At 71.4% G+C, this 22,450-nt stretch carries 16 protein-coding genes; 11 read left to right on the top strand and 5 right to left on the bottom strand.

Annotated features, from left to right (window positions below; genetic code table 11):
- The first annotated feature begins 8 nt into the window (after positions 1-8).
- The 10 genes from KF837_31000 (at position 9) to KF837_31045 (ending at position 12,975) form a co-directional block, all read left to right on the top strand.
- Positions 9-1,028 carry a hypothetical protein gene (locus KF837_31000; GenBank protein MBX3231794.1) on the top strand — a complete coding sequence of 340 codons (1,020 nt, stop codon included), beginning with the start codon at positions 9-11 and terminating at the stop codon, positions 1,026-1,028.
- Positions 1,028-3,403 carry a hypothetical protein gene (locus KF837_31005; GenBank protein ID MBX3231795.1) on the top strand — a complete coding sequence of 792 codons (2,376 nt, stop codon included), beginning with the start codon at positions 1,028-1,030 and terminating at the stop codon, positions 3,401-3,403. Before KF837_31000 ends, KF837_31005 begins: the two co-directional genes overlap by 1 nt.
- The gene (locus KF837_31010) at positions 3,403-4,389 is read left to right on the top strand and encodes a hypothetical protein (GenBank protein MBX3231796.1); all 987 of its coding nucleotides are present in this window, start codon (positions 3,403-3,405) and stop codon (positions 4,387-4,389) included. Before KF837_31005 ends, KF837_31010 begins: the two co-directional genes overlap by 1 nt.
- Entirely contained in the window at positions 4,386-6,479 is a 2,094-nt protein-coding gene (locus KF837_31015; GenBank protein ID MBX3231797.1) for a hypothetical protein, read from the top strand. Before KF837_31010 ends, KF837_31015 begins: the two co-directional genes overlap by 4 nt.
- A 79-nt stretch (positions 6,480-6,558) precedes the next feature.
- Positions 6,559-7,923 (top strand): protein kinase, encoded by a 1,365-nt coding sequence (locus KF837_31020; protein MBX3231798.1) that lies wholly within the window; start codon positions 6,559-6,561, stop codon positions 7,921-7,923.
- Between the two features lie 82 nt (positions 7,924-8,005).
- Positions 8,006-8,251: a hypothetical protein gene (locus KF837_31025; GenBank protein MBX3231799.1), complete on the top strand. Its 246-nt coding sequence runs from the start codon at positions 8,006-8,008 to the stop codon at positions 8,249-8,251.
- 38 nt (positions 8,252-8,289) lie between these two features.
- A complete protein-coding gene (locus KF837_31030; GenBank protein ID MBX3231800.1) occupies positions 8,290-9,663 on the top strand; it encodes a hypothetical protein in 1,374 nt (457 codons plus the stop codon).
- Positions 9,664-9,700: 37 nt separating this feature from the next.
- On the top strand, positions 9,701-10,531 hold the full coding sequence (locus tag KF837_31035) for a c-type cytochrome (GenBank protein MBX3231801.1): 831 nt from the start codon (positions 9,701-9,703) through the stop codon (positions 10,529-10,531).
- Positions 10,532-10,625: 94 nt separating this feature from the next.
- Positions 10,626-11,687, top strand: a complete 1,062-nt coding sequence (locus KF837_31040; protein MBX3231802.1) for a hypothetical protein — start codon at positions 10,626-10,628, stop codon at positions 11,685-11,687.
- Between the two features lie 25 nt (positions 11,688-11,712).
- Entirely contained in the window at positions 11,713-12,975 is a 1,263-nt protein-coding gene (locus KF837_31045; GenBank protein ID MBX3231803.1) for an MFS transporter, read from the top strand.
- A 2-nt stretch (positions 12,976-12,977) separates the two neighbouring features.
- On the opposite strand, the gene KF837_31050 is transcribed toward KF837_31045, so the two are convergent.
- From KF837_31050 to KF837_31060, 3 genes are read right to left on the bottom strand one after another with little or no spacing between them, the layout of a single operon-like run.
- Positions 12,978-13,985: a hypothetical protein gene (locus tag KF837_31050; GenBank protein ID MBX3231804.1), complete on the bottom strand. Its 1,008-nt coding sequence runs from the start codon at positions 13,983-13,985 to the stop codon at positions 12,978-12,980.
- 27 nt (positions 13,986-14,012) lie between these two features.
- A complete protein-coding gene (locus KF837_31055) occupies positions 14,013-15,218 on the bottom strand; it encodes an aminotransferase class I/II-fold pyridoxal phosphate-dependent enzyme (GenBank protein ID MBX3231805.1) in 1,206 nt (401 codons plus the stop codon).
- Positions 15,219-15,230: 12 nt separating this feature from the next.
- Complete coding sequence (locus KF837_31060) at positions 15,231-15,941, bottom strand: RNA methyltransferase (GenBank protein MBX3231806.1); 711 nt, start codon at positions 15,939-15,941, stop codon at positions 15,231-15,233.
- 41 nt (positions 15,942-15,982) lie between these two features.
- Here KF837_31060 and KF837_31065 point away from each other — a divergent pair, with 41 nt between their 5' ends.
- On the top strand, positions 15,983-20,419 hold the full coding sequence (locus KF837_31065) for a translocation/assembly module TamB domain-containing protein (GenBank protein ID MBX3231807.1): 4,437 nt from the start codon (positions 15,983-15,985) through the stop codon (positions 20,417-20,419).
- On the opposite strand, the gene KF837_31070 is transcribed toward KF837_31065, so the two are convergent.
- Both KF837_31070 and KF837_31075 read right to left on the bottom strand, forming a co-directional pair.
- Positions 20,420-21,199, bottom strand: a complete 780-nt coding sequence (locus KF837_31070) for a response regulator transcription factor (protein ID MBX3231808.1) — start codon at positions 21,197-21,199, stop codon at positions 20,420-20,422.
- A complete protein-coding gene (locus KF837_31075; GenBank protein ID MBX3231809.1) occupies positions 21,196-22,305 on the bottom strand; it encodes a histidine kinase in 1,110 nt (369 codons plus the stop codon). Before KF837_31075 ends, KF837_31070 begins: the two co-directional genes overlap by 4 nt.
- Positions 22,306-22,450 lie beyond the last annotated feature (145 nt).

Consider the following 22,450-nt stretch of genomic DNA (forward strand, 5'->3'; position numbering starts at 1 on the left):
AGGGACCGATGTCGAATGAGCTTACCTCGCGAATCCTACCGCTCGTCGCGATCATGTTCGCGACGTCCATCGCGCGCGCGGAGCCGAGCGGCGCGGACAAGGCCGCGGCCGAGGCGCTCTTCGACGACGCGCGCCGGCTCATGAAGGAGGGGCGCTTCGCCGACGCGTGCCCGAAGCTCGTCGAGAGCCAGAAGCTCGACGCCGGCATCGGCACGCTCATGTACCTCGCCGACTGCTACGAGCGCGACGGGCGCGTCGCGAGCGCCTGGGCGACGTGGCGCGAGGCGGCGCACGCGGCGCACGCGGCGGCGCAGCTCGAGCGCGAGCAGGTCGCGAAGGCGCGCGCCGACGCGCTCTCCCCTTCTCTGCCGCACATCGTCGTCGTCGTGCGCGCCGCGACGCCTGGGATCACGGTCCGTCGCAACGGGGCTGTCGTGGCCGAGCCGCTCTGGGGCACGCCCATCCCGGTGGACCCGGGCGATCACGTCGTCGAGGCGAGCGCCGAGGGCCGCGTCCCGTTCCGCCGGACGATCGCCGTCGCGAAGGGAGAGCGCCAGGAGCTCGCCGTCCCGGAGCTCGAGGTCGCTCGGGTGGAGGCGCCTCCGCCGGCCCCTGTCGTCGCGCCGCCGGCTCCTCCGGCCCAGCCGGAGCCCACGCCGAAGACGGGGCTCGGCACGTCGCGGACCGTCGCGCTCGGCCTCGCCGGCGCGGGCGTGGTCGCGGCGGCGATCGGCACCTACTTCGGCCTGCGCGCGGCGTCGCGCTGGAGCGACGCCGAGGGCATGTGCCCGAACGATCGCTGCCGCGACGCGGCGGGCAACGCGCTCGCCAGCGACGCGCGCGCCGACGGCACTGTCTCGACGATCGCGTTCGCCGGGAGCGGCGTCGCGCTCGCGGGGGCCGCGGTTCTCTGGTTCGTCGCGGGCAGCTCCGCTCGCGGCTCGTCCCCGTCCGCCCAGAGGTCTGCGCGGATCTTGCCGATCGTGTCGTCCACGGGCGGCGGGATCGCGATCGGAGGCTCCCTTTGATGAAGATGCGCATCTTCCCCGTGCTCCTCGTCTCGACGATCGTGTCCGGATGCACCGCGGTCCTCGGTATCCACGATTTCGACGACGAGCCGCCGGATCAGGACGCAGAGGCGGGCGCGCCCGACGGCGCGAGCGCCTCGAGCAGCAGCAGCAGCGGCGGTCCGGTCGTCGTCGACGACGGGACTGCGCCCATCGTCGATGGAAGCGGCGAGGCCGGGACCGACGAGGGCGGCGTGATCGACGCGGACGCCTTCGACGCAGGGGAAGACGCGACGATCGAGGACGCGGGCGAAGACGCGACGATCGAGGACGCGGGCGAAGACGCGGGCGCCGACGCGTCCACCTTCGACGCGGGGGAAGACGCGGGCGAAGACGCGGGCGTCGACGCCGGCATCGAGGACGCAGGCGTCGACGCGCCGATCGACGCCGGTCCCGCGTGCGTCGATCCCGAGGACCCGCCCATCACGCTGGGGCCCACCCCCGCGACGTGCGCCGCGGTCCGCGCGGCGAACCCGCAAGCAGGCGACGGCGAGTACACGCTCTACGTGCAGGGCGATCGCGCGCGCCCGTGGCAGGCCTACTGCGCGGAGATGGCCAACGCGCCGCTCGAGTACGTCCCCCTCATCCATCGCGGATATGCGACCGGCGACGGGTCGGCGATGGGCGGCGTCACGGCCGGGAAGTTCGTCAACTACTCGCAGATATTCCAGGAGGAGCGGGGCAACCAATCGCGCCCGACGCGGCAGCTCTTCACGTTCTACGATCGCGTGCGCGTCGATCCGAGCACGCTCCGCGTCGCGATCAGTGACGGGCGCTTCGCGCGCCTCGTCGGCGCGACGGACTTCTTCGAGGCGGGGCAGCTCGCGCAGGTCCCCTACGCGACGGCGGCGTACTGCTGGGAGGGCGGCAACGCGCGCGGCAGCGGCAACGTCGATCTGCGCGGGACGGCCTTCACCGTGAGCGGGACCGCGCAGTTCGTGAAGGGCGGCGCGGCGCCCGGCGGCTCGGCCGTCCTCGCCGCGGGTGGCCAGGTCGTCGAGATCTCGGGCGGTGGAGGCAACGGGGACGGCGGCGGCGACGGCAAATGCGGGTGGACGAGCACGGTGCCGGCGGCCGGGTCGATCTACACGTTCTCGGCGGGGCAGTTCCCCCTCCAGCTCGCGCATCGCGCGCTCCCGCAGAGCTGCGCGGACGTTCGCGCGAAGAACGCGCAGGCGGCCGACGGCGACTACGTGCTCTACCTCGATCACGACGCGCGGCGCCCCTGGCGCGCGTACTGCGCGGGGATGAGCAGCGGGACGCCGCGCGAGTACCTCGTGCTCCGGGAGACGGGCGCGAGCTCCAACTTCGCGACGTACGCGGCGGGAGGAGGCGCGACCGGGACCGAGGTCAGGACGCGCTACCAGCGGCTCCGCATCGATCCGGCGACCCTGCGGATCGACATCTCCGATCGTACGTACGCGAGCTCGACCGGGACGCTCTCGGTCGAGGGCAAGACGCTGACGTCGGTGCCGTTCGGCGTGGCCGCCGATTGCACCGGCGGCGTGACGGGGAGCGCGAACGTCGACCTGCGCGGGACACCGTTCGCGGTCGCGCCGGCTGCCTTCGTCACGCAGGGCTCGAGCGCGGGCGGCGGCGCGACGTACGCGTCTTCGGACCGCGTCGTCGACGTCACCGGCGGCGGCGCCTGCGGGCGAGTCGAGCCGGCGCCCGCGCGCTGCGACGTCTTCGCGCGCACGGAGAGCTACCAGCTCAGCCTCGTCTATCGACCGCTCCCGCAGACGTGCGCCGAGCTCAAGGCCGAAGACCCGACCGCGACGATCGACGGCGAGTACACGCTCTGGGGGCCGGACGCGCGCGCGTGGACCGCCTACTGCTCGGCGATGCCGAGCGCCGCTCCGCTCGAGTACCTGAGCGTGCGCCACGGAGCGAACGAGAACTTCGCGCAAGCGACGGCGGCGGGCGGCGGCGCCTGGGGCGGCACGAACGTCGTCACCTCCTATTCGAGGATCCGCGTCGATCCGAGGTCGTTCCACGTCGACGAGACCGATCGCCGGTTCACGACGAGCACGGGGCAGCTCAACTTCGGCCTCAGGTCGGCCGAGTACGGGAACGCGCTCGCGTGCGGCTACTCCTTCGACGACACCGGGCGCGCGAACGTCGACATGCGAGGCACGCCGTTCGTGGTGCCCAGGAACAAGTTCGAGAACTACGGTTATCTCGCGAACGGCAGCGAGACCTACGCCGGCCTCGATCAGGTCGTCGACCTGAAGGGCGGCGGACTCTGCGGCCGCCGCGAGCCGAGGCCGGTCGCGGCCGGCGCCAGCGCGATCCCGTCTCCGCTGTTTCGGATCGGGCTAGTCTATGCCGATTGATGACGACGGACCGCGGGACTGTGGGCCGATGCATCGCGGTCGCGATCCTGTTCACCTCTGCGCCGGCGCGCGCGGAGCCGAGCGCCGACGTGAAGGCCGCCGCCGAGGCGCTCTTCGACGACGCGCGTGAGCTCATGAGGGACGGTCGCTTCGCCGAGGCGTGTCCGAAGCTCGTCGAGAGCCAGCGGCTCGACGCCGGCGTCGGCACGCTCCTGTACCTCGCCGACTGCTACGAGCGCGAAGATCGCGTCGCGAGCGCGTGGGCGACGTGGCGCGAGGCGTCCTACGCCGCCCGCGCCGCGGCGCAGGGGGAGCGCGAGCAGCTCGCGAAGACGCGCGCCGACGCGCTCGTCCCTGCGCTGCCGTACCTCGTCGTCGTCGTGCGCGCCAAGGCGCCCGGCCTCATGATCCGTCGTGACGGGGTCGCGGTCGCCGAGCCGCTCTGGGGCACGCCTATCCCGGTCGACCCCGGCGAGCACGTCGTCGACGTCTCCGCCGACGGTCGCGTGCCCTTTCGCAGGAGCGTCGCGATCGCGAAGGGGGAGCGTCTCGAGGTCGCGGTCCCGGAGCTCGCGCCTCTCGTCGCGCCGGCGGCCCCGCAGCCGCGCGAGCCCGCGCGCGAGCTCGAGCGTCCGCCCGCGCCGGCGGGCTTCGGCGCGCCGCGGACCGTCGCGATCGGCCTCGCGGGGGCGGGCGTGATCGCGATCGCGGTCGGCTCGTTCTTCGGCGTGCGTACGATCTCCCGCTTCCGCGACGCCGAGGCGATGTGTCCGAACGATCGCTGCCCCGACGCGCGGGGGAAGGACCTCGCCGACGACGCGCGCCGCGACGGCGTCATCTCCACGATCGCGATCGCCGGCGGCGCCGCCGCGCTCGCCGGCGCCGCCGCGCTCTGGCTCTTCGCGCCTCGTACGAAGAGCGCCGCGCGGCTCGCGCCGATCGTCGCGCCGGGCGGCGGCGGCGTCGCCTTCGGAGGTTCGTTGTGATTCGCGCCCGCGTCGTCTCCGCGCTCCTCGTCTCGACGTCGATGGCCGGCTGCGGCGCGCTCGTGGGCATCCGTGACTTCCAGATCGATCCGCCCGACGTGGAGGCGGGGACGAGCGACGCGAGCGAGGCCTCGAGCGAGGCGTGCGTCGACGCGGAGGAGCCCGCGCCCGTCGCGCCCGGCCCCACGCCGGCGACGTGCGCCGAGGTCCGCGCCGCGAGCCCCGCGGCCGCCGACGGCGAGTACACGCTCTACGCGCGTGGCGACCGCGCGCGCCCTTGGCAGGCGTACTGCCACGACATGGAAGGCACGCCGGCGGAGTACGTGCCGCTCGTGAACACCGGTGAGGCGCACGCGATCGGCGACGCCCTCGGCTCGGTGTCGAGCGGGGCGTTCGTGAACTACTCGCAGCTCTTCCAGGAGGAGCGAGGCAACCACGGGCGGCCGACGCGCCATCAGCTCACGTTCTTCGATCGCGTGCGCGTCGATCCCGCGACGCTCCGCGTCGACGTCGGCGACCGGCGCTTCGCGCGCGTCGTCGGCGCGATGGACTTCCTCGAGGCGGGGACGCTCACCGGCCTGCCGTACGGTACGGGCGCGTACTGCTGGGAGAGCGGCAACGCCCGGGGCAGCGGCAACGTCGATCTGCGCGGGACGCCGTTCGCGATCGCGGACACGGCGCAGTTCGTGAAGGGCGGCTCGGATCCCGGAGGAGAGGTCGTCGTCGCGGCCGGCGGGCAGGTCGTCGAGCTGCACGGCGGCGGCGGCCACGGCAACGGCGGCGGCGACGGCGCGTGCGGATGGATGAGCGCGCTGCCCCCGAGCGAGTCGATCTACACCCTCCCCGCGGGGCGGTTCCAGCTCGCGCTCGCGCACCGCGCGCTCCCGCGGAGCTGCGCCGAGGTGCTCGCGCAGGACCCGCAGGCGAAGGACGGTGAGCGCCTGCTCTACGTCGACAACGACGTCCGCAGGCCGTGGCGCGCGCACTGCGTGGGGATGGCCGGCGGGGCGCCGCGCGAGTACCTCACGCTCGTCGAGACGGGCGCGACCTCGAACTTCGCGACGTACGCCGCGGGGGGCGCCGCGGAGGGGACCGACGTGACGACGCGCTACGAGCGGCTCCGCATCGATCCGGTGACGCTGCGGATCGACGTCGTCGATCGGACGTTCGCGAGCTCGGCGGGCTCGGTCATGGTCGGCGGCGAGACGATCGCGTCGGTGCCCTTCGGCGTGGCGGCGAGCTGCGGCGGTCCGGGCTCGGCGACCGGCAGCGCCAACGTCGATCTGCGCGGGACGCCGTTCGCCGTGGCGCAGGACGCCTTCGTCACGCGCGGCGAGAGCCCGGGAGGGAGCGCGACGTACCGCCGATCGGATCGCGTCGTCGACGTGCTGGGCGGCGGCGCGTGCGGGCGGAGCGAGCCGGCGCCGGGGCGCTGCGACCTCTTCACGCGCGCCTCGAGCTTCCAGCTTCGCCTGATCCATCGCCCGCTCCCTCGGACGTGCGCCGAGCTCGCGGTCGAGGAGCCGACGGCGCGAGACGGCTCCCATACGCTCCACGGCGTCGACGGTCGCGCGTGGACGGCCTACTGCGCCGACATGCAGAGCGCGACGCCGCGCGAGTACCTGACCGTCGGCGGCGGTGACGGCCGGAACTACGCGCAGGCGACGGCTTCCGCGGGCACGGGTGAGTGGGGCGGCACGAACGTCGTCACGCGCTACGAGCGCGTTCGCGTCGACCCGAAGACGTTCTACGTCGACGAGAGCGATCGCAGGTTCGCGACGAGCACGGGTAAGCTCAACTTCGGGCTCACGGAGCTCGACTATGGCAACGCCGTGGACTGCGGCTACTCGTTCTCCGACACGGGCCGTGCGAACGTCGATCTCCGCGCCACGCCGTTCGCGGTGACCGAGAGGAAGTTCGAGAGCTACGGCTACCTCGTGGGGGGCTCGACGACGGAGACCGCGCTCAACCAGTTCGTCGACTTGAGGGGAGGTGGCCTCTGCGGCCGTCGCGAGCCGCGCCCCGTGCTCGTGTCCGGCTCCACGCGGCCATCCCCGAGCTACCGCCTCGGCCTCGTCTATCTCGACTGAGTCTCGCGACGGCTCGACGGTCCGGGCATACGGTCCGTCGCTTTACACGAACGGCCGGTCTGCTGCACTCTAGAGGCGAATGGCCGCAGCGCTCTCCATCGGAGACGAGATCGCCGGACGCTACCGCTTGGAGGGGACGCTCGGCTCGGGTGGGATGGGCCAGGTGTGGTCGGCGAGGCACGTCGGCCTCGACGAGCGCGTGGCGATCAAGGTGCTGCGCCCCGAGCGCGCCGGCGGCGAGCGCGATCTCGAGCGCTTCCGTCGTGAGGCGCGCGCGGCGGCGCGCATCCGCGGGGAGAACGTGGTCCGCGTCCTCGACTTCGGCACGCTCGACGAGGCGCGTCCGTACATCGTGATGGAGCTCGTCGATGGGACGAACCTCGAATCGCTGCTCGCGGAGGCCGGCCCGCTGCCGCCCGCGCGCGCGGCGAGCTACGTCCTCCAGGCGTGCTACGCGATGGCGGAGGCGCACCGCCTCGGCATCGTGCATCGCGACCTGAAGCCATCGAACCTGCTGCTCACGCGTCGCCCGGACGGCTCGGCCCTCGTGAAGGTCTCCGACTTCGGCATCGCGACGGCCGGCGCGCTGGCGTCCGATACTCTCACGGAGACGACCGACATCCTCGGGTCGCCGAAGTACATGTCCCCGGAGCAGCTCCGCGAGGCGCGCGCGGTCGACGCGCGCTCGGACGTCTGGTCCATCGGCGTGACGCTCCATCACCTGTTGACCGGCAAGCTCCCCTTCGAGGCGTTCACGGCGGCCGGCCTCATCGCCCGCATCACGTCCGAGCCGCCGGTCCCCGTGCGCGAGCAGGCGCCCCAAGTCGACGCGCGGCTCGAGCGCCTCATCCTGCGATGTCTCGAGAAGGAGCCCGAGCGTCGCTACGAGGACGTCGCCGAGCTCGCGGCGGCGCTCGTCCCGTTCGCGAACGCGGACGACGCTGCGGCGGAGCGCGTTCGGCGCACGCTCCTCCGCCCGCGTACGGAGAGGCCGGCCGCGACGGTGACGGCGCCGCGTGTCGAGGCCGACGCGAACACCGTGGTCCCGACGGAGCGGCCGGCGACGCTCACGGAGAGGTCGGCCTCGCGCCCGCTCCGCTTCGTCCTCCTCGCCGGCGCCGTGGTGCCGCTCGCCGCGGTCTTCGCGCTCACGGCGGCCTCGCGGGTGGCGCCGAAGGCGGCGGATCCTTCCGTGGCACCTCCGAGCGCTCCAGCGCGCGAAGAGCCGCCGCCCGTGGAGTCGCCAGCTCGCGACGAGCCGGCGCCGGCCGTGTCCACTTCGCCCGAGGTGGCCGTGGCGCCGCTCCCGGCGACCGTCGCCGCCGCCGCGCGTCCTGCGCCCGCGCCGCGTCCCGCCGCGAGCGCACCGCCGGCGAGGCCGATCGTCCAACCGTCCTCGAGCGCTACCAAGGTGAACCTGCTCGACTATGGTCCGCGGAAGTGAGCGGCCACGGGGGTGGCGGCGGTTCGCGCTCGGAGACGTCGACCTGGTGAGTGCGTCCGCGGCGATCCGATAGCATCGCGCGATGTCCTTCTCGCCCAGGCCGTGCGCGCATTGCGGAGGCGTTCAGTTCCACGTGCTCCCGGACGTCATGCTCGAGCCTCACAAGGTCGTGATGTTCGGACGAACCACCGGCGGCCAGAGGCTCGGCTGGTGGAAGGTCACCATCGTGATCTGTGTACAGTGCACGCGCACGGAGCTGTTCACGCCCAACGCGGCGGAGCTCGTCTCGCTCACGCCCGGCGCCCACGTCGTGACGTCGACGCGCTGACCCGCGGAACTTCGTTCGCCGGACGCTGTCGACCGCGTGTGCCTCGCGGTTTGCTCGTCTCGCTCGTCGCCCTCGCCGCGTGCGCGTCCCCGCGCGCGGCGGCGCCGTCCTTCGTGCCGGCGCCGGCGCCAGCGAAGCCGGAGTTCTTCGCGTGGGGGAGCTTCCCGGGCTGCTCGCGCGAGCGGGCGGAGGAGGACCGCTCGCGGACGGCGACCCTCGCGAAGATGCTCGCCGGCATCTCGGCGCCCGCGCCGGAGACGCTCGCGCCCGCGCTCGCGGACATCGACGCGACCTGGGCGAGCCCGTGCTTCGCCCACGTCGCGCGGCTGTTCCCGCGACCGCGCATCACGTCGATCGAAGACCTGCGATCGACGTGGTTTCGCGGGCGGCTCTCCGGCATCGGCGCGATGCTCGGCGGCCTCTACGAGCGGGACGGCAAGCGCTTCTTCTACGTCCCGCCTGCGACGCGCGAGCCGCTCGACGCCGAGACGCGCCGTGCGCTGGCGCCGTGGATCTGCGAAGGCGCGAACGCCGACTGCGGGAACACGGGCTCGTACGTCAGCGCGGCGGAGGCGTCCTTCGATCGCGAGGAGGAGCGCTCGCGGCAGCGCGTCGAGTCGGGCAAATACGATCCGTGCAAGGACGCGGCCGCGAACGAGGACCGCGACCCCAAGCCGACCGCGTTCGAGTCGTTCGCGCTCTGCGTCGCGAGCGAGGCGCCGCGCACGTATCGCTATCCGGAGGAGGTCCGACTCCGTGCGCCGCAGCGCGGATGGCTCATCGTCCGCGGCCGGCGCGGGCACTACGTCTTCGCCGACGAGATCGCGGCCTACGACCTCGCGACCGGCGCGGCCTACGAAGCGCGGAGCCGCAGCGCGCTCGTGCTCGACGGACCCTGCATCGACGCGGAGGCGATCGACGAGAAGCGGGAGCTCGAGACGTTCACCGGCAACGTGCTCGCGACCGCGGCGCGCGAGCTCGCCTTCGTCGTGCTGACCGCCGCAGCGCTGAGGCCGGCGCGCACGACGATGACGCTCATGCCCGTCCCCGCCGACCTCCCGCTCACGCTCTCGCCCCGCCTCGAGCACGCGCCGCGCGCGTCGGGCTGGGGCACGAGCGAGCAGACCACGATCTCGCTCACGCTCGTCGACGGCGGGACGATCGTCGCGGAGGGGAGCTTCACGTACCCATATTCCTCCGAGCCTGCGGACGCACGCGCGAACGAGGTCCTCCGCATCCTCGAAGCGGGGCGCGAGCCGGGCTGCGCGCGCGCCTCGCTGCCGGCGACGCTCCCGCGGAGCGGGGCCTCGGGCGCCTCCGTCCTCGACGCCGACCCCGGGCGTCAGGTCGACGTGTCGCGCAAGCTCGAGGACACGCTCCTCGCGCTCCGTCGAAAAGACTGCGCGCGCTGATTGACGGAGACGCGTTCGATGAACTAGCGAACGTCCGGTGAAGACTCGACTCTGGATGATCCTCTTCGGTGGCATGGTGGCGTGCGCGGCGGCGCCTCGGAGCGATGGGCCCGCTGCGCCCGCGGCGTCGGCGCCGGCGCCGGAGCCGCGCCGCGCGTACGACACGGCGCGAGGGGGGCGGCTCTTCGACAAGTGGACGGCGGAGACCAAGCGGACCGGGGCCGAGCCCGCGCGGATGAAGGACCTCTTTGGCTGGGACCTTCGCGGGCAGAAGGGGATGTACGGGCCGGAGCACATGAACAAGAAGAACGCGCTGCCCGTCGACCTCCTCTCGTGGGAGGGGGACGTCGCCGCCGTCGCCGCGCGGCTCGCTCGTGGTGGGGACGGCGTGCCCGCGTATGCGCCCGCGCTCACGCCGCCGGAGCTCGAGAACGTCGCCGCCCTCATCGTCGCGATGCGCGATGGGGAGCTGCCGCGCGCCGATCAGGTCCTCACGCTCACCAGCCCGGCGGCGAAGGACTATGCCCTCGCGACGGGCGGGGACGCCGCGCGCGGCAAGGCGCTCTTCGCGGAGCGATGCGCCAACTGCCACGGCGCCGACGGCACCAAGTTCCTCCTCGACGACGGCGCGTATTCGCTCGGCTCGCACGCGCGGCAGAAGGCCTACGAGGACTGGTTCAAGATCCTCAACGGACAGCCCGGCTCCGCGATGGAGCGGCAGGTCAAGGGCGCGAGCGCCGCCGAGATGCGCAAGGAGCTCCTCGATCTGCTCACCGCGCTCTGCGATCGGACCGCCTTCCCGAAGGGCGCCGCCACCGCCGCCGACGTCCCCGACGCCGATCCACGCTGCGGCGCCGCCCTCCGCTGAGGGCGTCCATTGAAATAGCACCCCTCGCGCGCCGTCTTCCGGCACGATGGACAGGATGGGCTCGGGGCGCTCTCTCTCGGCGGCGGTATCGGTCGTGGCGGCTCTCCTCGTGCTCGCCGCGTGCACGGGTGCGCGGCCCTACGAAGGCAGCGGTGACGCGGGGGCCGACGACGGCGGGGTCGCGGAAGGCGGAGTCGACGCGCCGAGCCCCCTCGACGCCGCGGCGGACGCCGCAGACTCGCAAGCCGGATACGGGTGCGCCGACGTCCCGGCCGTCGAGAGCACGAGCTCCCCCAACCCCGCGCACCGGCGCTTCTTCTTTCGGCAGTCCGTCTACGGTGGGATCAAGGGCTGCGGCGCGCTCGCCGAGGGAGTGAGCTCCTGCGACGCCTTCGATCGCCTCCGGGACTGCATGGGCTCGCGGCTCGCGTGCACGTGCCTCGACGGCGCGGTGCAGACGCGCATGTGCCGCGACGTCGACGATCTGTCTCCGTTCGAGAAGGCGCGCTGCGCGGTCGCCGGCTCGATCGGTCCGGAGCACCCGGCGTACGCCGCGAGCCTCCCCGACGGGCCGTACCCGATGCCGGACCGAAAGTACCTCTCCGACGCCGTGTGCACGACGACCGGAGGCGAGGAACGATCGCCCATCGGCTTTCATCGCTGCACGTCGCGCCAGATGCCACGGCCCGCCGGCTATCTCTCCTGCGTCGTCCGTCATACCTACGGCCAGGACGTCGGCGGAATCCAAAGTTGCTCCGAGATCTACGAAGACGACGCCTCCAAGATGACGGCCTTCCGCGCCGCCTGCACGGGCAGCGACGAGCTGCGCGAGGACGTCCCGTGCCCCCGCGGCGAGCAGTTCGTCGTCGCCTGCCAGAAGCGAGAGCCGTCCGCCTACGCGGCCAGGTATTACTACTTTCGCAATTACCCATTTCAGGAGTTCCGAACACCGCCGTACACGGACGGGTGGCTCTCGCCCAGCACGCAGGACTGGATCCACAGCCTCGAGGTCGACTGCCTCGCCAGAGACGGCACGCCCGGCGTGCTCTATCCGTGGGACACCCTGCCGGAGTACTTCACGGACGGAGAGGGGAACCATCGAGGCGGGATCCGCGGCCAAGGCGCCGTGATCTTCCCCGACGCCGACGACCCCTGACGCAGAATCAGCGCCCGCGATCCTCATGGCACAGGCACAGTCCGCTCTTCGAACCGCTGCGGCGGGGCTCATCGGGAACGTCCTCGAGTGGTTCGACTTCGCGGTCTACGGGTACTTCGCGAGCGACATCGGGCGGCAGTTCTTCCCCGAGGCGAGCTCGACGGCGCGGCAGCTCTTGTCGTTCGGCGTCTTCGCGCTCGGCTTCGCGGCGCGTCCGGCCGGCAGCGTCGTGCTCGGCCTCGTCGGCGATCGGATCGGCCGGCGCGCGCTCCTCACCTTGTCGATCGGTCTCATGGGCGGCGCGACGCTCGCGATCGGCCTGCTCCCCGGCTACGAGCAGATCGGCGCCGCCGCGCCGGTGACGTTGGTGCTCCTCCGCCTCGTGCAAGGCTTCTCGCTCGGCGGCGAGTTCACCGGCTCGATGGTCTACACGACCGAGCTCGCCTCGCCGCGCCTGCGCGGCCTCATCAGCAGCTCGACGGCGGCGGGCACGACGATCGGGTTCATGCTCGGCTCGGTCTCGGCGTGGGCGGTGAACCGCGCGCTCGGCGCCGAGGCGGCCGGCGCCTGGGGCTGGCGGATCCCGTTCGTCGCGAGCGTCTCGTTCTGTCTGGCCGGGTGGCTCTTGCGTCGCGGCATCGCCGAGTCGGAGGCCGGCGCGCAGGCGGCGGTCGAGCGCGCGCCCTGGCTCGCGTCGCTCGTGGCCGACGCGCGGCCGATCGTGCAGACGTTCGGGATCGTCGCGATGACGAACGCCGCGTATTACCTGACGTTCACGTTCGCGGTCGAGCGCCGCAAGTCGCTCGCGGGGGAGGGCGGCGAGGCGTTCTTGCTCGCGAACACGCTGAGCCTCGCCGCCGTGCTCGTGGCGAAGCCGTTCGGGGGTTGGCTGTCCGATCGCGTCGGCCGCCGGCGCCTGATGATGGCGGCCACCCTCGTCACGATGATGGCGGTCGTGCCCGCGCTGCGCGTCATGCTCCGTGGCTCGCCCGCGCAGTTCGTCGTCGGGCAGGTGCTCCTCGCCGTCCCGCTCGGCATGGCGCTCGGCCTGCAGGGCGCGATGCTCGTCGAGATATTTCCCCTCCGGACGCGCGTGACGTCGATGAGCATCGCCTACAGCGTGGCCCTCGCGCTCGCGGGCGGAACGGCGCCGCTCCTGTCGACGTGGCTGATCGAGACCTTCCACGATCCGATGCTGCCCGCGTACGCGATCCTGCTCTACGGAGCGATCGGGCTCGCGATCATGGCGCCCATGCGCGAGACGAACGGCCGCTCGCTCACGGCGTAGCGTCAAGGAGGGCAAACGGGCGGAGGAGGCGGAGTGACGCGGGGCGCGCACGTGCCGTCCGTGCAGGCGAGGCCCGAGCCGCACGGCGCTTTCGTGAAATCGCTGTTGTCGCAGGCGTCGCCCTGCTTGCCGTACTCGAGGCACTGCGGGCTCGAGAGGGGGCAATGGAGACGGACGCATTGGACGTACTTGCCGCCGGATTGGAAGCCGCACGTGTCGCCGACGTTCGTGGCGTATCCGTCTTCGACACATTTGCCGTCCACGCACGACAGGTTCGAGCGGCAGGAGCTGGGGAACGAGCCCGTGCACGCCTCGCCGATGCCGACGGTCTTCAGGCACTTGTTGCCGACGCAGTTGTGGTCGGCCGCGCAGGAGCCGTCGCCGAAGGTGCAGCTCGCGTTCTGCCCGCCGTACTTTGTGCACGTCTTGGTGGCGGAGGCGCAATAGAGGTCATCTTGGCACTCGAGGCCGCCCGTGCACTCCGCGCCGAGGGCGAGGCGCTCCGCGCACTTCCCGCAGTCGACCCCGGGGTCGCGTTTGCACCGGCCGCTCGCGCATTGGCCGTTCCTGCTGCAACCCGCGTCGTCGGGGAGCGTGCCGGGAGGGTCGAAATCGCACTCGGCGAAGTCGCGCTCGCGTTGCGCGCACGTGGCGGAGGCGAGCTTCGAGGCGCAGGCATCGTATTGCGCCTGCGTCGTGGCGGGCTCGAGGTCGGTCCGTGCGTCGCCCTCGCACGCGGCGTCGTCGGCGAAGTAGGCCCGGAATCGATCGGGAAGGCAGCGCTTCTGGAGCGCACATTTCGCCCTCACGTAGCTCGAGGGATCGATCGGCGTCGCGACGTCACCGGAGCTCGACGCCGCGCCCGAGCTGCTCGCGCCGCCTTCGCCGACGACGCCGGCGTCGGGATCGTCCACGAGCTCGTAGTCGGAGAGGCCGGTGACGGCCGCGCATGCGCACACGGCGGCCACCCCAACGACGGTGACGAGACGAAGACCGTCGAAGCTCCTCACGTCAATAGTCTACTACCGGGCTCCGGCTCAGTCTGCCAGCGCGGTGACGAGGCGCTCGACGTCCTTCGCCGGGACGGAGCAGAGGGCGACGCGGAGGCAGCCCTTCGACGGGACGACGAAGACGCCCTTCTCCTTCATGCGGAGCGCGCGCTCGATCGCGTCGTCGCAGAAGACGGTGACGAAGAAGCCTCCCTCGTAGCGCGGGTATTTGAGCCCCGCCTTCGAGGCGTGCTCGTTGAACGCGGCGACGCGCGCGTCGAGCAGCGCGCGGAGCTCGTCGCGCTCCTCGTCGCACGCCGCCCGGAGCTCCGGCGTCGTCAGCAAGCGCGCGATCGCCCGCATGCCGCCGCGGCTGCAGTTCGACCACGTGCCGCGCGACGAATAGGAGAGCGCCGCCGCCGTCGCCGCGCGCGCCGCCGCGTCGGGCACGCACGAGACGAGTGCGCCGACGCGGAGCCCGTAGTGCGTGAACGACTTGGACGCGCTCCACGCGAAGAGGAGCCCCACCTTGCCGAGGAGCGGCAAGAGCTCCGCGAGGAACGCCCGCGGAGCGCGCGCGCCGTACGCGTAGTACGCCATGTCCGCGAGGAGCGTGATCGGCGCCGCGTCGGCGTGGCGGAGCAAGCACGCGACGACCGCGCGCCACTCCTCCATGCTCATCGAGTAGCCGGTCGGGTTGTGGCACGGATCGTTGAGGAAGAGGAGGACCCGCTTCTGCTCCGCGATCTGCCTCGCGACCGCGGCGTCGAGCGCGGCGACGTCGAAGCCGCCCTTTTCGTCGAACATCGAGAACGTCGAGAGCTTCCGCTCCGTCTCGTCGCAGAGCGTCTGGTACGGGCCCCAGAAGTAGCTCGTCGTGAGGAGCGCGTGGTGCGGCTCCATGTAGTTCGCGATCGCGTGGCGGAGCGCGCCGGTGCCGCCCGGGGTCGCGCCCGCGACCGCGCAGGCGCGCATCTCGGGCTCGCCCGCGAACAGGTCGTCGATGACGGCGGCGAGGAAGTCGGGGGAGCCCGCGATCGGCGCGTACGTCGCCCACTCCTCCGGCGCGACCTCCTGCACCGCGCGCGCGGCGGTCGGGAGGATCGCGAGCTTGCCGTCGTCGTGGAGGAGCGCGCCCACCGTGGCGTTGACGACCGACTCGCCACGCGCCTTCCGCTCCGTCGCCTCTTTGTTGAGCGCGAAGATCGGATCGTCCGAGGGGCGACCTTGATGCGACGGGATGACGTGCAGCATGCGTCCTTCGCCCTACCGCTCGGGCGGTGCGGGGGCAAGCACGTCATCCGCGCGGTCGACCGACAGGTAGAGGCCGCGCGCGTAGAGGCGGCGCCGTTCGGGTTCTGAAAGATCGCCCTTCCGGCCGGCCGTCGCGGCGGCGAGGAGGATCGCCGCGCTCACCGACACGTTGAGGCTCTCGACGAAGCCGCGCATCGGCACGCGGACCTTCCGGCTGCACGCGGCGACGAGGTCGCCCGCGATGCCGTCGCGCTCGTTGCCGAGGACGAGCGCGAGCTTGGGGACGTGGGCGAGGTCGGCGGGCGCGAGCTCGCCGTCGGCGGCGGCGCCGACGAGCTCGTAGCCGTCGGCGCGGAGCTTCGTCACGGCGTCCTCCGCCTTCTTCCAGCGCCGAAGATCGACCCATTTCTCGGAGCCGCGCGACACGGTCGAGGCGAGGAGGAAGCCCTCGTAGCGCTCGACGACGTTGACGTACTGCACACCGAACGCCTCGCAGGAGCGGACGACCGCGGCGCCGTTGTGCGGATCGTGCGGCGCGTCGAAGACGACCTGCACGCTCGCGAGCCGCTGCTCGATGACGCCGAGGAGCCGCTCGCGCCGCCGATCGAGGACCATGCCCTCGAGCAGCGCGATGACGCGCTCCGGATCGTGCTGCTCCGCGACCGCGATCCGCGCCGGCACGATGCGATCGCCGGTGACGACCCCGTAGCTCCGCCGTCGCATGTTCGCCCCCGCCCTTACCACGGCGTACGATGAGGGGGCCAATGGATCGGAGCTCGAGCACCCAGCTCCCGCCGCTCCCGCGCTCGTCGCGGCGGCGCGATTGGGTGCGCGTGGTCTGCCGGTTCCTCTGCGCCGTCTTCGCCGTCGCCGGCTTCCTCCCGATCGCGCTCGGCGTCGCCGTCCGCACCGAGTGGGCGCGCTCGCTCGCGACGCGCGAGACGCGGAAGATCGTCAAGGACCTCGGCATCGAGGCGCGCTACGAGCTCGACCTCCGCCTCTGGCCGCTCAGCGTCACGCTCACGAACATCCACGTCGACGCGAGCGACGGGGGCACGCCGTTCCTCACCGCCACGCGCGCCACCGCGCGGCCGAAGATCTTCGGGCTCCTCGCGGGGAAGCTCGTCATCGATCAGATCGAGGTCCTCGAGCCGAAGGCCCGCGTCGTGATGAAGGACGGGAAGCTCCAGAACCTGAAGCTCGACCTCCCGGAGGGCCCGAAGTCCGACAAGCGCTCGCGCGCCCCGTTCTCGGTCGTCTCCACCACCGAGGCGTTCGTCGACTTCACGTTCGACGACAAACACGTCGTCGCCACCCACATCGACGCGGACGTCACGGTCGACGAGGACGAGGCCGGCGACGACGCCTTCGAGGTCGCGCTCCGCGTCGACGAGGCGCGCACCAAGGTCGTCCGCGGCGGCGCGGTGGACGACGACACGCTCTGCAAGCTCGACGGCCGCGCGCGCATCGAGCAGAAGAAGGTGCTCGTGCGCCGGCTCGAGCTCCACGGCGCGGCGGACATGGACCCGGCGCCGGGCACGCACCTCGGCTGCGAGCTCCCGAAGACCGATTACCGCGTCGTCGAGCTCGCGCTCGGGCACTTCGCGGTGACGATGCCGCCGGGGCAGGACTACCCGAACCTCGAAGGCCACGTGAAGGTGCGCGCGCCGCTCCCGCTCATCGGCCGCAAAGGGCCGGACGCGCCCTTGACGGAGGGGTGGGCCGGCGTCGACGCCGAAATCCGATTTACGCCCGAGACCGCGATACCCGATCTCGCGGGCAAGATCGAGGTGCACGGCGTCCGCGTGGAGCGCTTCATCTTCGGCGACGTGTCGAGTGAGGTCGCCGTCCGCCGCGGCGTCATCACCGCCCCGCTGACGAAGCTGAACCTCGCCGAGAGCCAGACCGAAATACGGGACATCGAGGTCCGCCCGCTCTCCGACGGAATCCCGATCAAGGTCGGGAGCATCAGCGTCCGGAATGCCAACTTCACGTCGCTCCTCCGCGACTTCCACGTCCACCCGCGGCCCTTCGTCGGGTGGGACATCCGCGAGGTGGACGTCTCGAAGGTCGAGGGGACCGCCGATCCCCTCCACCTCGACGGCGAGATCAAGGGGCACACCTACAACTTCGCGGTCTACGACCGCCCGGCGAAGGAGACGGCGACGCGCGAGCGCATCATCGGCGTCCCCGACGCGGCGCTCGCGGGCAAGCTCGCGATCCGTCCGAAGGGCTTCTCCTTCGAGAACATGACCGTCACGACGCCGCGGAGCGTCGCGCAGAACACGACCGTGATGATCGGGTATCACGAGGAGCTCCTCGTCGACGTGCCGAGCTCCCGCATCGACCTCGCCGAGATGTCCCCCCTCGGCGACCTCGTGATGAGCGGCGTCGCGGAGCCGAAGGTCCACATCAGCGGCACCGCCGGCGCGCCGATGTTGAAGGGCGAGACGTCGGTGAAGGACTTCGTCATGGCCGACATCCCGTTCGGCAACGTGACGCAGGGCACGATCGAGGCCGACATCGCGAACGTGAAGGTCGACCTCTCCGACGTGAGGGCGACGAAGGGGAAGAGCACCTACGAGCTCTCGACCGGGCGCCTCGATTTCTCGAAGCCGGCGAAGATGCGGATGGAGGCGCAGGTCTCCTCGAAGAGCCTCAACGTCCGCGACTTCTTCTCGATGTTCCACCTCGAGGACGATCCTCGCCTCCTCGAGCTCGACGGGACGCTCGAGACCAACGCGCGGATGCGGCTCGTGCTCGGCGGGCCGGAGGACAAGTGCCAGAGCGGCTTCCTCACCGTGACGGCGCAGACGACCGGGCGCGACCTCAACGTCCTCGGCGAGCACTTCGACGAGGGCCACGCCGACATGGAGTACCGCTGGGAGGATCGCCTCGCGGGGCTGGAGGGCGCCGAGATCGACGTCCACTCGATGTCGCTCACGAAGGTGAAGAAAGCGGGCGGCACCCCGGTCGGCTCCGTCCTCGGCTCGGTCGCGATCCATCGCGGCGGCGCGATCCGCGGCAGCGTCGTCGTCCAGGGCTTCCCCCTCGCGCGCACCAACGTGATGGGTCCCGCCGCGCGCTACCTCGAGGGCAGCGGCTCCGGCGTCGCGCGCATCGGCGGCACGATCTCCTCCTTCGAGGTCACCGCCGACGCGAGCCTCAGCCCGATGCGCATCTTCGGCGCGCCGTTCGGGAGCTCCGACGTCCACCTCACGATGACCCAGGTCCCGCGCCCCTCGAAGGTCAAAGGAAAGACCAAATGCGGCGCCGACATCTACGCCGAGCTCGACAAAGAGGCTTATGGGCGCGACACCTCCTCGCAGGGTGAATTCCGAATATCGGGCGGGCTATTCGGTAATCAGGTGCGCCTCGACGACGTCGTCGTCACGCGCCAGAAGGCCCCGCTCATCACCGGCAACGTCCGCTTCGAGGACTTCGACCTCGACCCGATCGGGCGCATCGTCGTCGCGCGCACGCCCGACGAGACGGACGACGCCACGCCGCTCGGCGGCCGCCTCTCCGGCGCTCTCGCGCTGAAGCGCGTCGCGACGGACGACCTCCCGCACGCGGACGTGACCTTCACCCCCGCCGAGCTCCGCGTCGACCGCGGCGGGCAGCGCCTCGAGCTCCACGACAAACAAGCGGTGTTCACGCTCGCGAACGACACGGTGACGATCCCGAAGGTCACGTTCGACCTCGCCGCGCCGAACGGCCTCAAGGGCGCCGTCGCCGTGAACGGCAAGATCGATCGCGTCACCCGCGGCGGCGCGCTCGACCTCGAGGCGGTCCTCTCGCCCATCGATCTCGGCATCCTCGTCGGCGTCGTCCCGAAGATGACGCGCGGCATCGGCACGCTCACGGGCTCGGTGAAGGTCAAGGGCACGCCGAAGGAGCCCGCGCTCGACGGCCGCCTCGCGATCCGCGGCGGCGAGTTCGCGTTCCGCGGCCTCCCCGGCGGCATCAGCGACGTGAACGTCGACATCGAGGCGGACGAGAACGAGGTCCGCATCACGCACGCGCGCGGCCACTTCCTCGGCGGCGACGTCGGCATGACGGGCCGCCTCCCGATCAAGGACGGCAACCTCGGCATCGCGCGCGCGGAGGTCACCGGCCGGCAGCTCTATTTCACGCCGGTCGAGGGCGTGCGGGGCGTCGTCGACGCGGACCTCGAGCTGAGCCTGAACTCCAACGCCCCCTCGGCGCAGGGGCGTCTCCCGTTCGTCGGCGGCTCCGTCACCATCACGCAGTTCGAGTACACGCGCCCGGTCGCGCTCGACCTCACCGGCTTCCGCGGCGGCGCGAAGCGCACGGTGGTGGAGGCCTACGATCCCTCTCAGGACTCGGTCGTCTTCGGCTTCGACGTGCGCGCGCGGAGCCCGCTCCGCATCCGCAACAACCTCGTCGACGCGCAGCTCGCGATCGATCAGCGCGGCCTCCACGTCAGCGGCACCAACCAGCGCCTCGGCCTCCGCGGCGAGCTCGCGGCGGTGCAGGGCGGCCGCTTCCGCGTCTTCGCGAACGACTTCGAAGTACGAAAAGCCACCATCCGCTTCGACGATCCGACGCGCATCGTCCCGCGCGTCGACATCACCGGCGTCACGGAGTACCGCCGCTACTCGAACACGACCGGCCCCGGCGCCGGCGGCGCGGCGGCGGGCGGCGGCAGCGGATCCATCTCGAGCGGCGGCAGCGGGAGCGGCCTCTGGCGCATCACGCTCCACGCCTACGGCGACACCGAGGACCTCCACGTCGACATGACGAGCGATCCGGCGCTGTCGCGCGAGGACATCTTCTTCCTCCTCACGATCGGCCTCACGCGCGCGGAGGTCGATCAGGTCCGCGCGGGCTCCGTCTACGCGAGCGCGGCGTTCGAGGCGATCGGCACCGTGAGCGGCGCCGACCGCGCGCTCAAGACGGTCATCCCCGTCATCGACGACTTCCGCTTCGGCAGCGCCTACTCCCCCCGCACCGGCCGCACGGAGCCGCAGGTCACGCTCGGGCGGAGGCTCACCGAGAGCCTCCGCGCCAACGTCTCCACCGGCCTCACCGAAGATCGCCAGTTACGCTCGAACGTGGAGTGGCGCCTCTCCCGCCCCCTCAGCGTGCAAACGAGCTACGACAACATCAGCACGGTGTCGTCCGGCTCCGTCGGCAACTTCGGCTTGGATTTCCGCTGGCGCATCGAGTTCAACTAATCAGCTCCCACGCCGAGTGCCGGTCGCGCCGCCGAGCAGCATGTCGCGCACGGCTTGCGTTCTGTCGCGCCCGACCGGAACGCGAACGCCTCGCTGCTCCGATCCCATCCTCTCTCCAACGAAGATTCGCGTCTCCCTGCCTTCGCGCTCGAGCTCCTTGATGAAGCTGGTGTTGACCAACCAGTTCCGATGAACGCGCATCATCGAGCGTCCGAGCGAGACCTCGATGACGGACAGCGAGAGGTCGACGTCGAAGACACCATGCAGCGTGTGGACGGAGGTCAAGCGCTCCCTCGCCTCGAACGCCCATACCTCGGACGGCTCCAGGAAGACGAGCGTCTTCCCTCGGCGTGCAACGATCCGCTTTCGATACCCTGCTTCGGCCCGGGATGGACGCCGTCCGAGCAAGCGGAGGAGGCACTGTTGTACGCGCTCTTCGGTGAACGGTTTTAGCAAGTAGTCGACCACGTCGAGGCTGAACGCCTCCACCGCGTGCTCCTGGAAGGCCGTCGCGAGGACGAACATGGGGGCGTCGGGTTTTCCGGCGAGATTACGAACGACGGCGAGACCGCTCGTGTCACCGCTGCCCGCCAGCCGAACATCGACGAACACGGCGTCCACCTGCAGCTCGCTGCCCGGCTTCAGCGCTTGCCAGGCCTCCGCCAAGCTGCCGACCGCACCGACCACCTCGGCGAGCTTCGAGTCTTCGAGCAACTCGACGAGATAGTCGCGAGCGGGAGGCTCGTCTTCTACGACCATGACGCGAAGTCTCTCCGTCATGGCGCGTGCACCCGCGACGGCTCGTCGTCGACGAGCGGGAGTCGAACGACCGCCTGAGTTCCGCGGGCCGTCGACTCGAGCCGGAGGCTCGCGTCATCGTACTTGAGCTCCAGCCGGCGGCGCACGGAGTGAAGCCCGAACGCACCGGGCCGCGGCTCGACGGCGGGGACGCCCGGCCCGTTGTCCTCCACCGTGCACACGACGTGTCCGGCGCCGTCCCCTCTCTCGAGCGAGACACGCAGCGTCACCTCACCGTCGCCGGAGCGCTGCAAGGCTCCGTGATTGACGGCATTCTCCATCAGCGGCTGGAGCAGCAGCCTCGGCACGAGGACCCGCTCCGCAGCGCGTTCAATCTCCCACCGAAATTGCAGCGCACCAACGTGGCGAGACTCCAGGATCTCGGCGTAGCGGCGAAGCCACGAAACTTGCTCTCCGATCGTCTGCATCTCCTCGGGCTCACGCAGGGAATCCCGAAGAAGGTCGCCGAGGCATCCGAGGAGGCGTCGCGCCTCCTTGGGGTGTTTGGTGACGAGACCCGCGATGGCGTTGAGGGTGTTGAGGAGAAAGTGCGGTTCGAGCTGAGACCGAAGATAAGCGAGCTCGGCGGCGCTCCTCAGCTGCTCGGCTTCGAGCTTCAACTTGTCCGCTTCGAGGCGATGCGTATCCGCCTCGAGCTTCAACTTGTCCGCTTCGAGTCGATGCGCATCGGCCTCGAGCGCGCGCAGCCGCGCGTCCTCCGCGGCGAAGGGGAAGACGAAGCCGAGCGCCCAGATCGCGCACAACAGGAGCCCCCAGAACATGCCGAAGAACAGCATGGCGGAGAGCGGCACGTGCCGGCCTTGGACGTCGAGGCTGAGCCCGAGCATGACGACGGTCAGAAGGACGACCGCCGCCGAGAACGTACCGAGCACCGCCGCGAGCGCGAGGTTCGCGAGGAGCGTGCGCATCGTGCCCAGCGAGCGACGCAATGCGCGTTCATAGTGAAGAGAGAGACCCACGAAGAGGACGGGGGCCTCAATCCCGTAGAACAGTAGTTTCGGGACGGCATTTCGGCGCTCGAAGAACAACTGCGGAAGGACGGCGAGGAGGGAGACGCCGAGGACCACGCCACCTGCAGCGAGCCATCGTCTTCGCCGTCGGTCCTCCATCCACGACGTTAGCGAGCTCGCCTGCGCGGGCTGCCGATTCGTACTCGGGAAGGCCTGAGATGATGCCACGCCAGCGAGAAGCTACCCCGCAGTCCGACGGCGT

This window comes from Labilithrix sp. (genome assembly GCA_019637155.1).
GTDB lineage: Bacteria > Myxococcota_A > Polyangia > Polyangiales > Polyangiaceae > Labilithrix.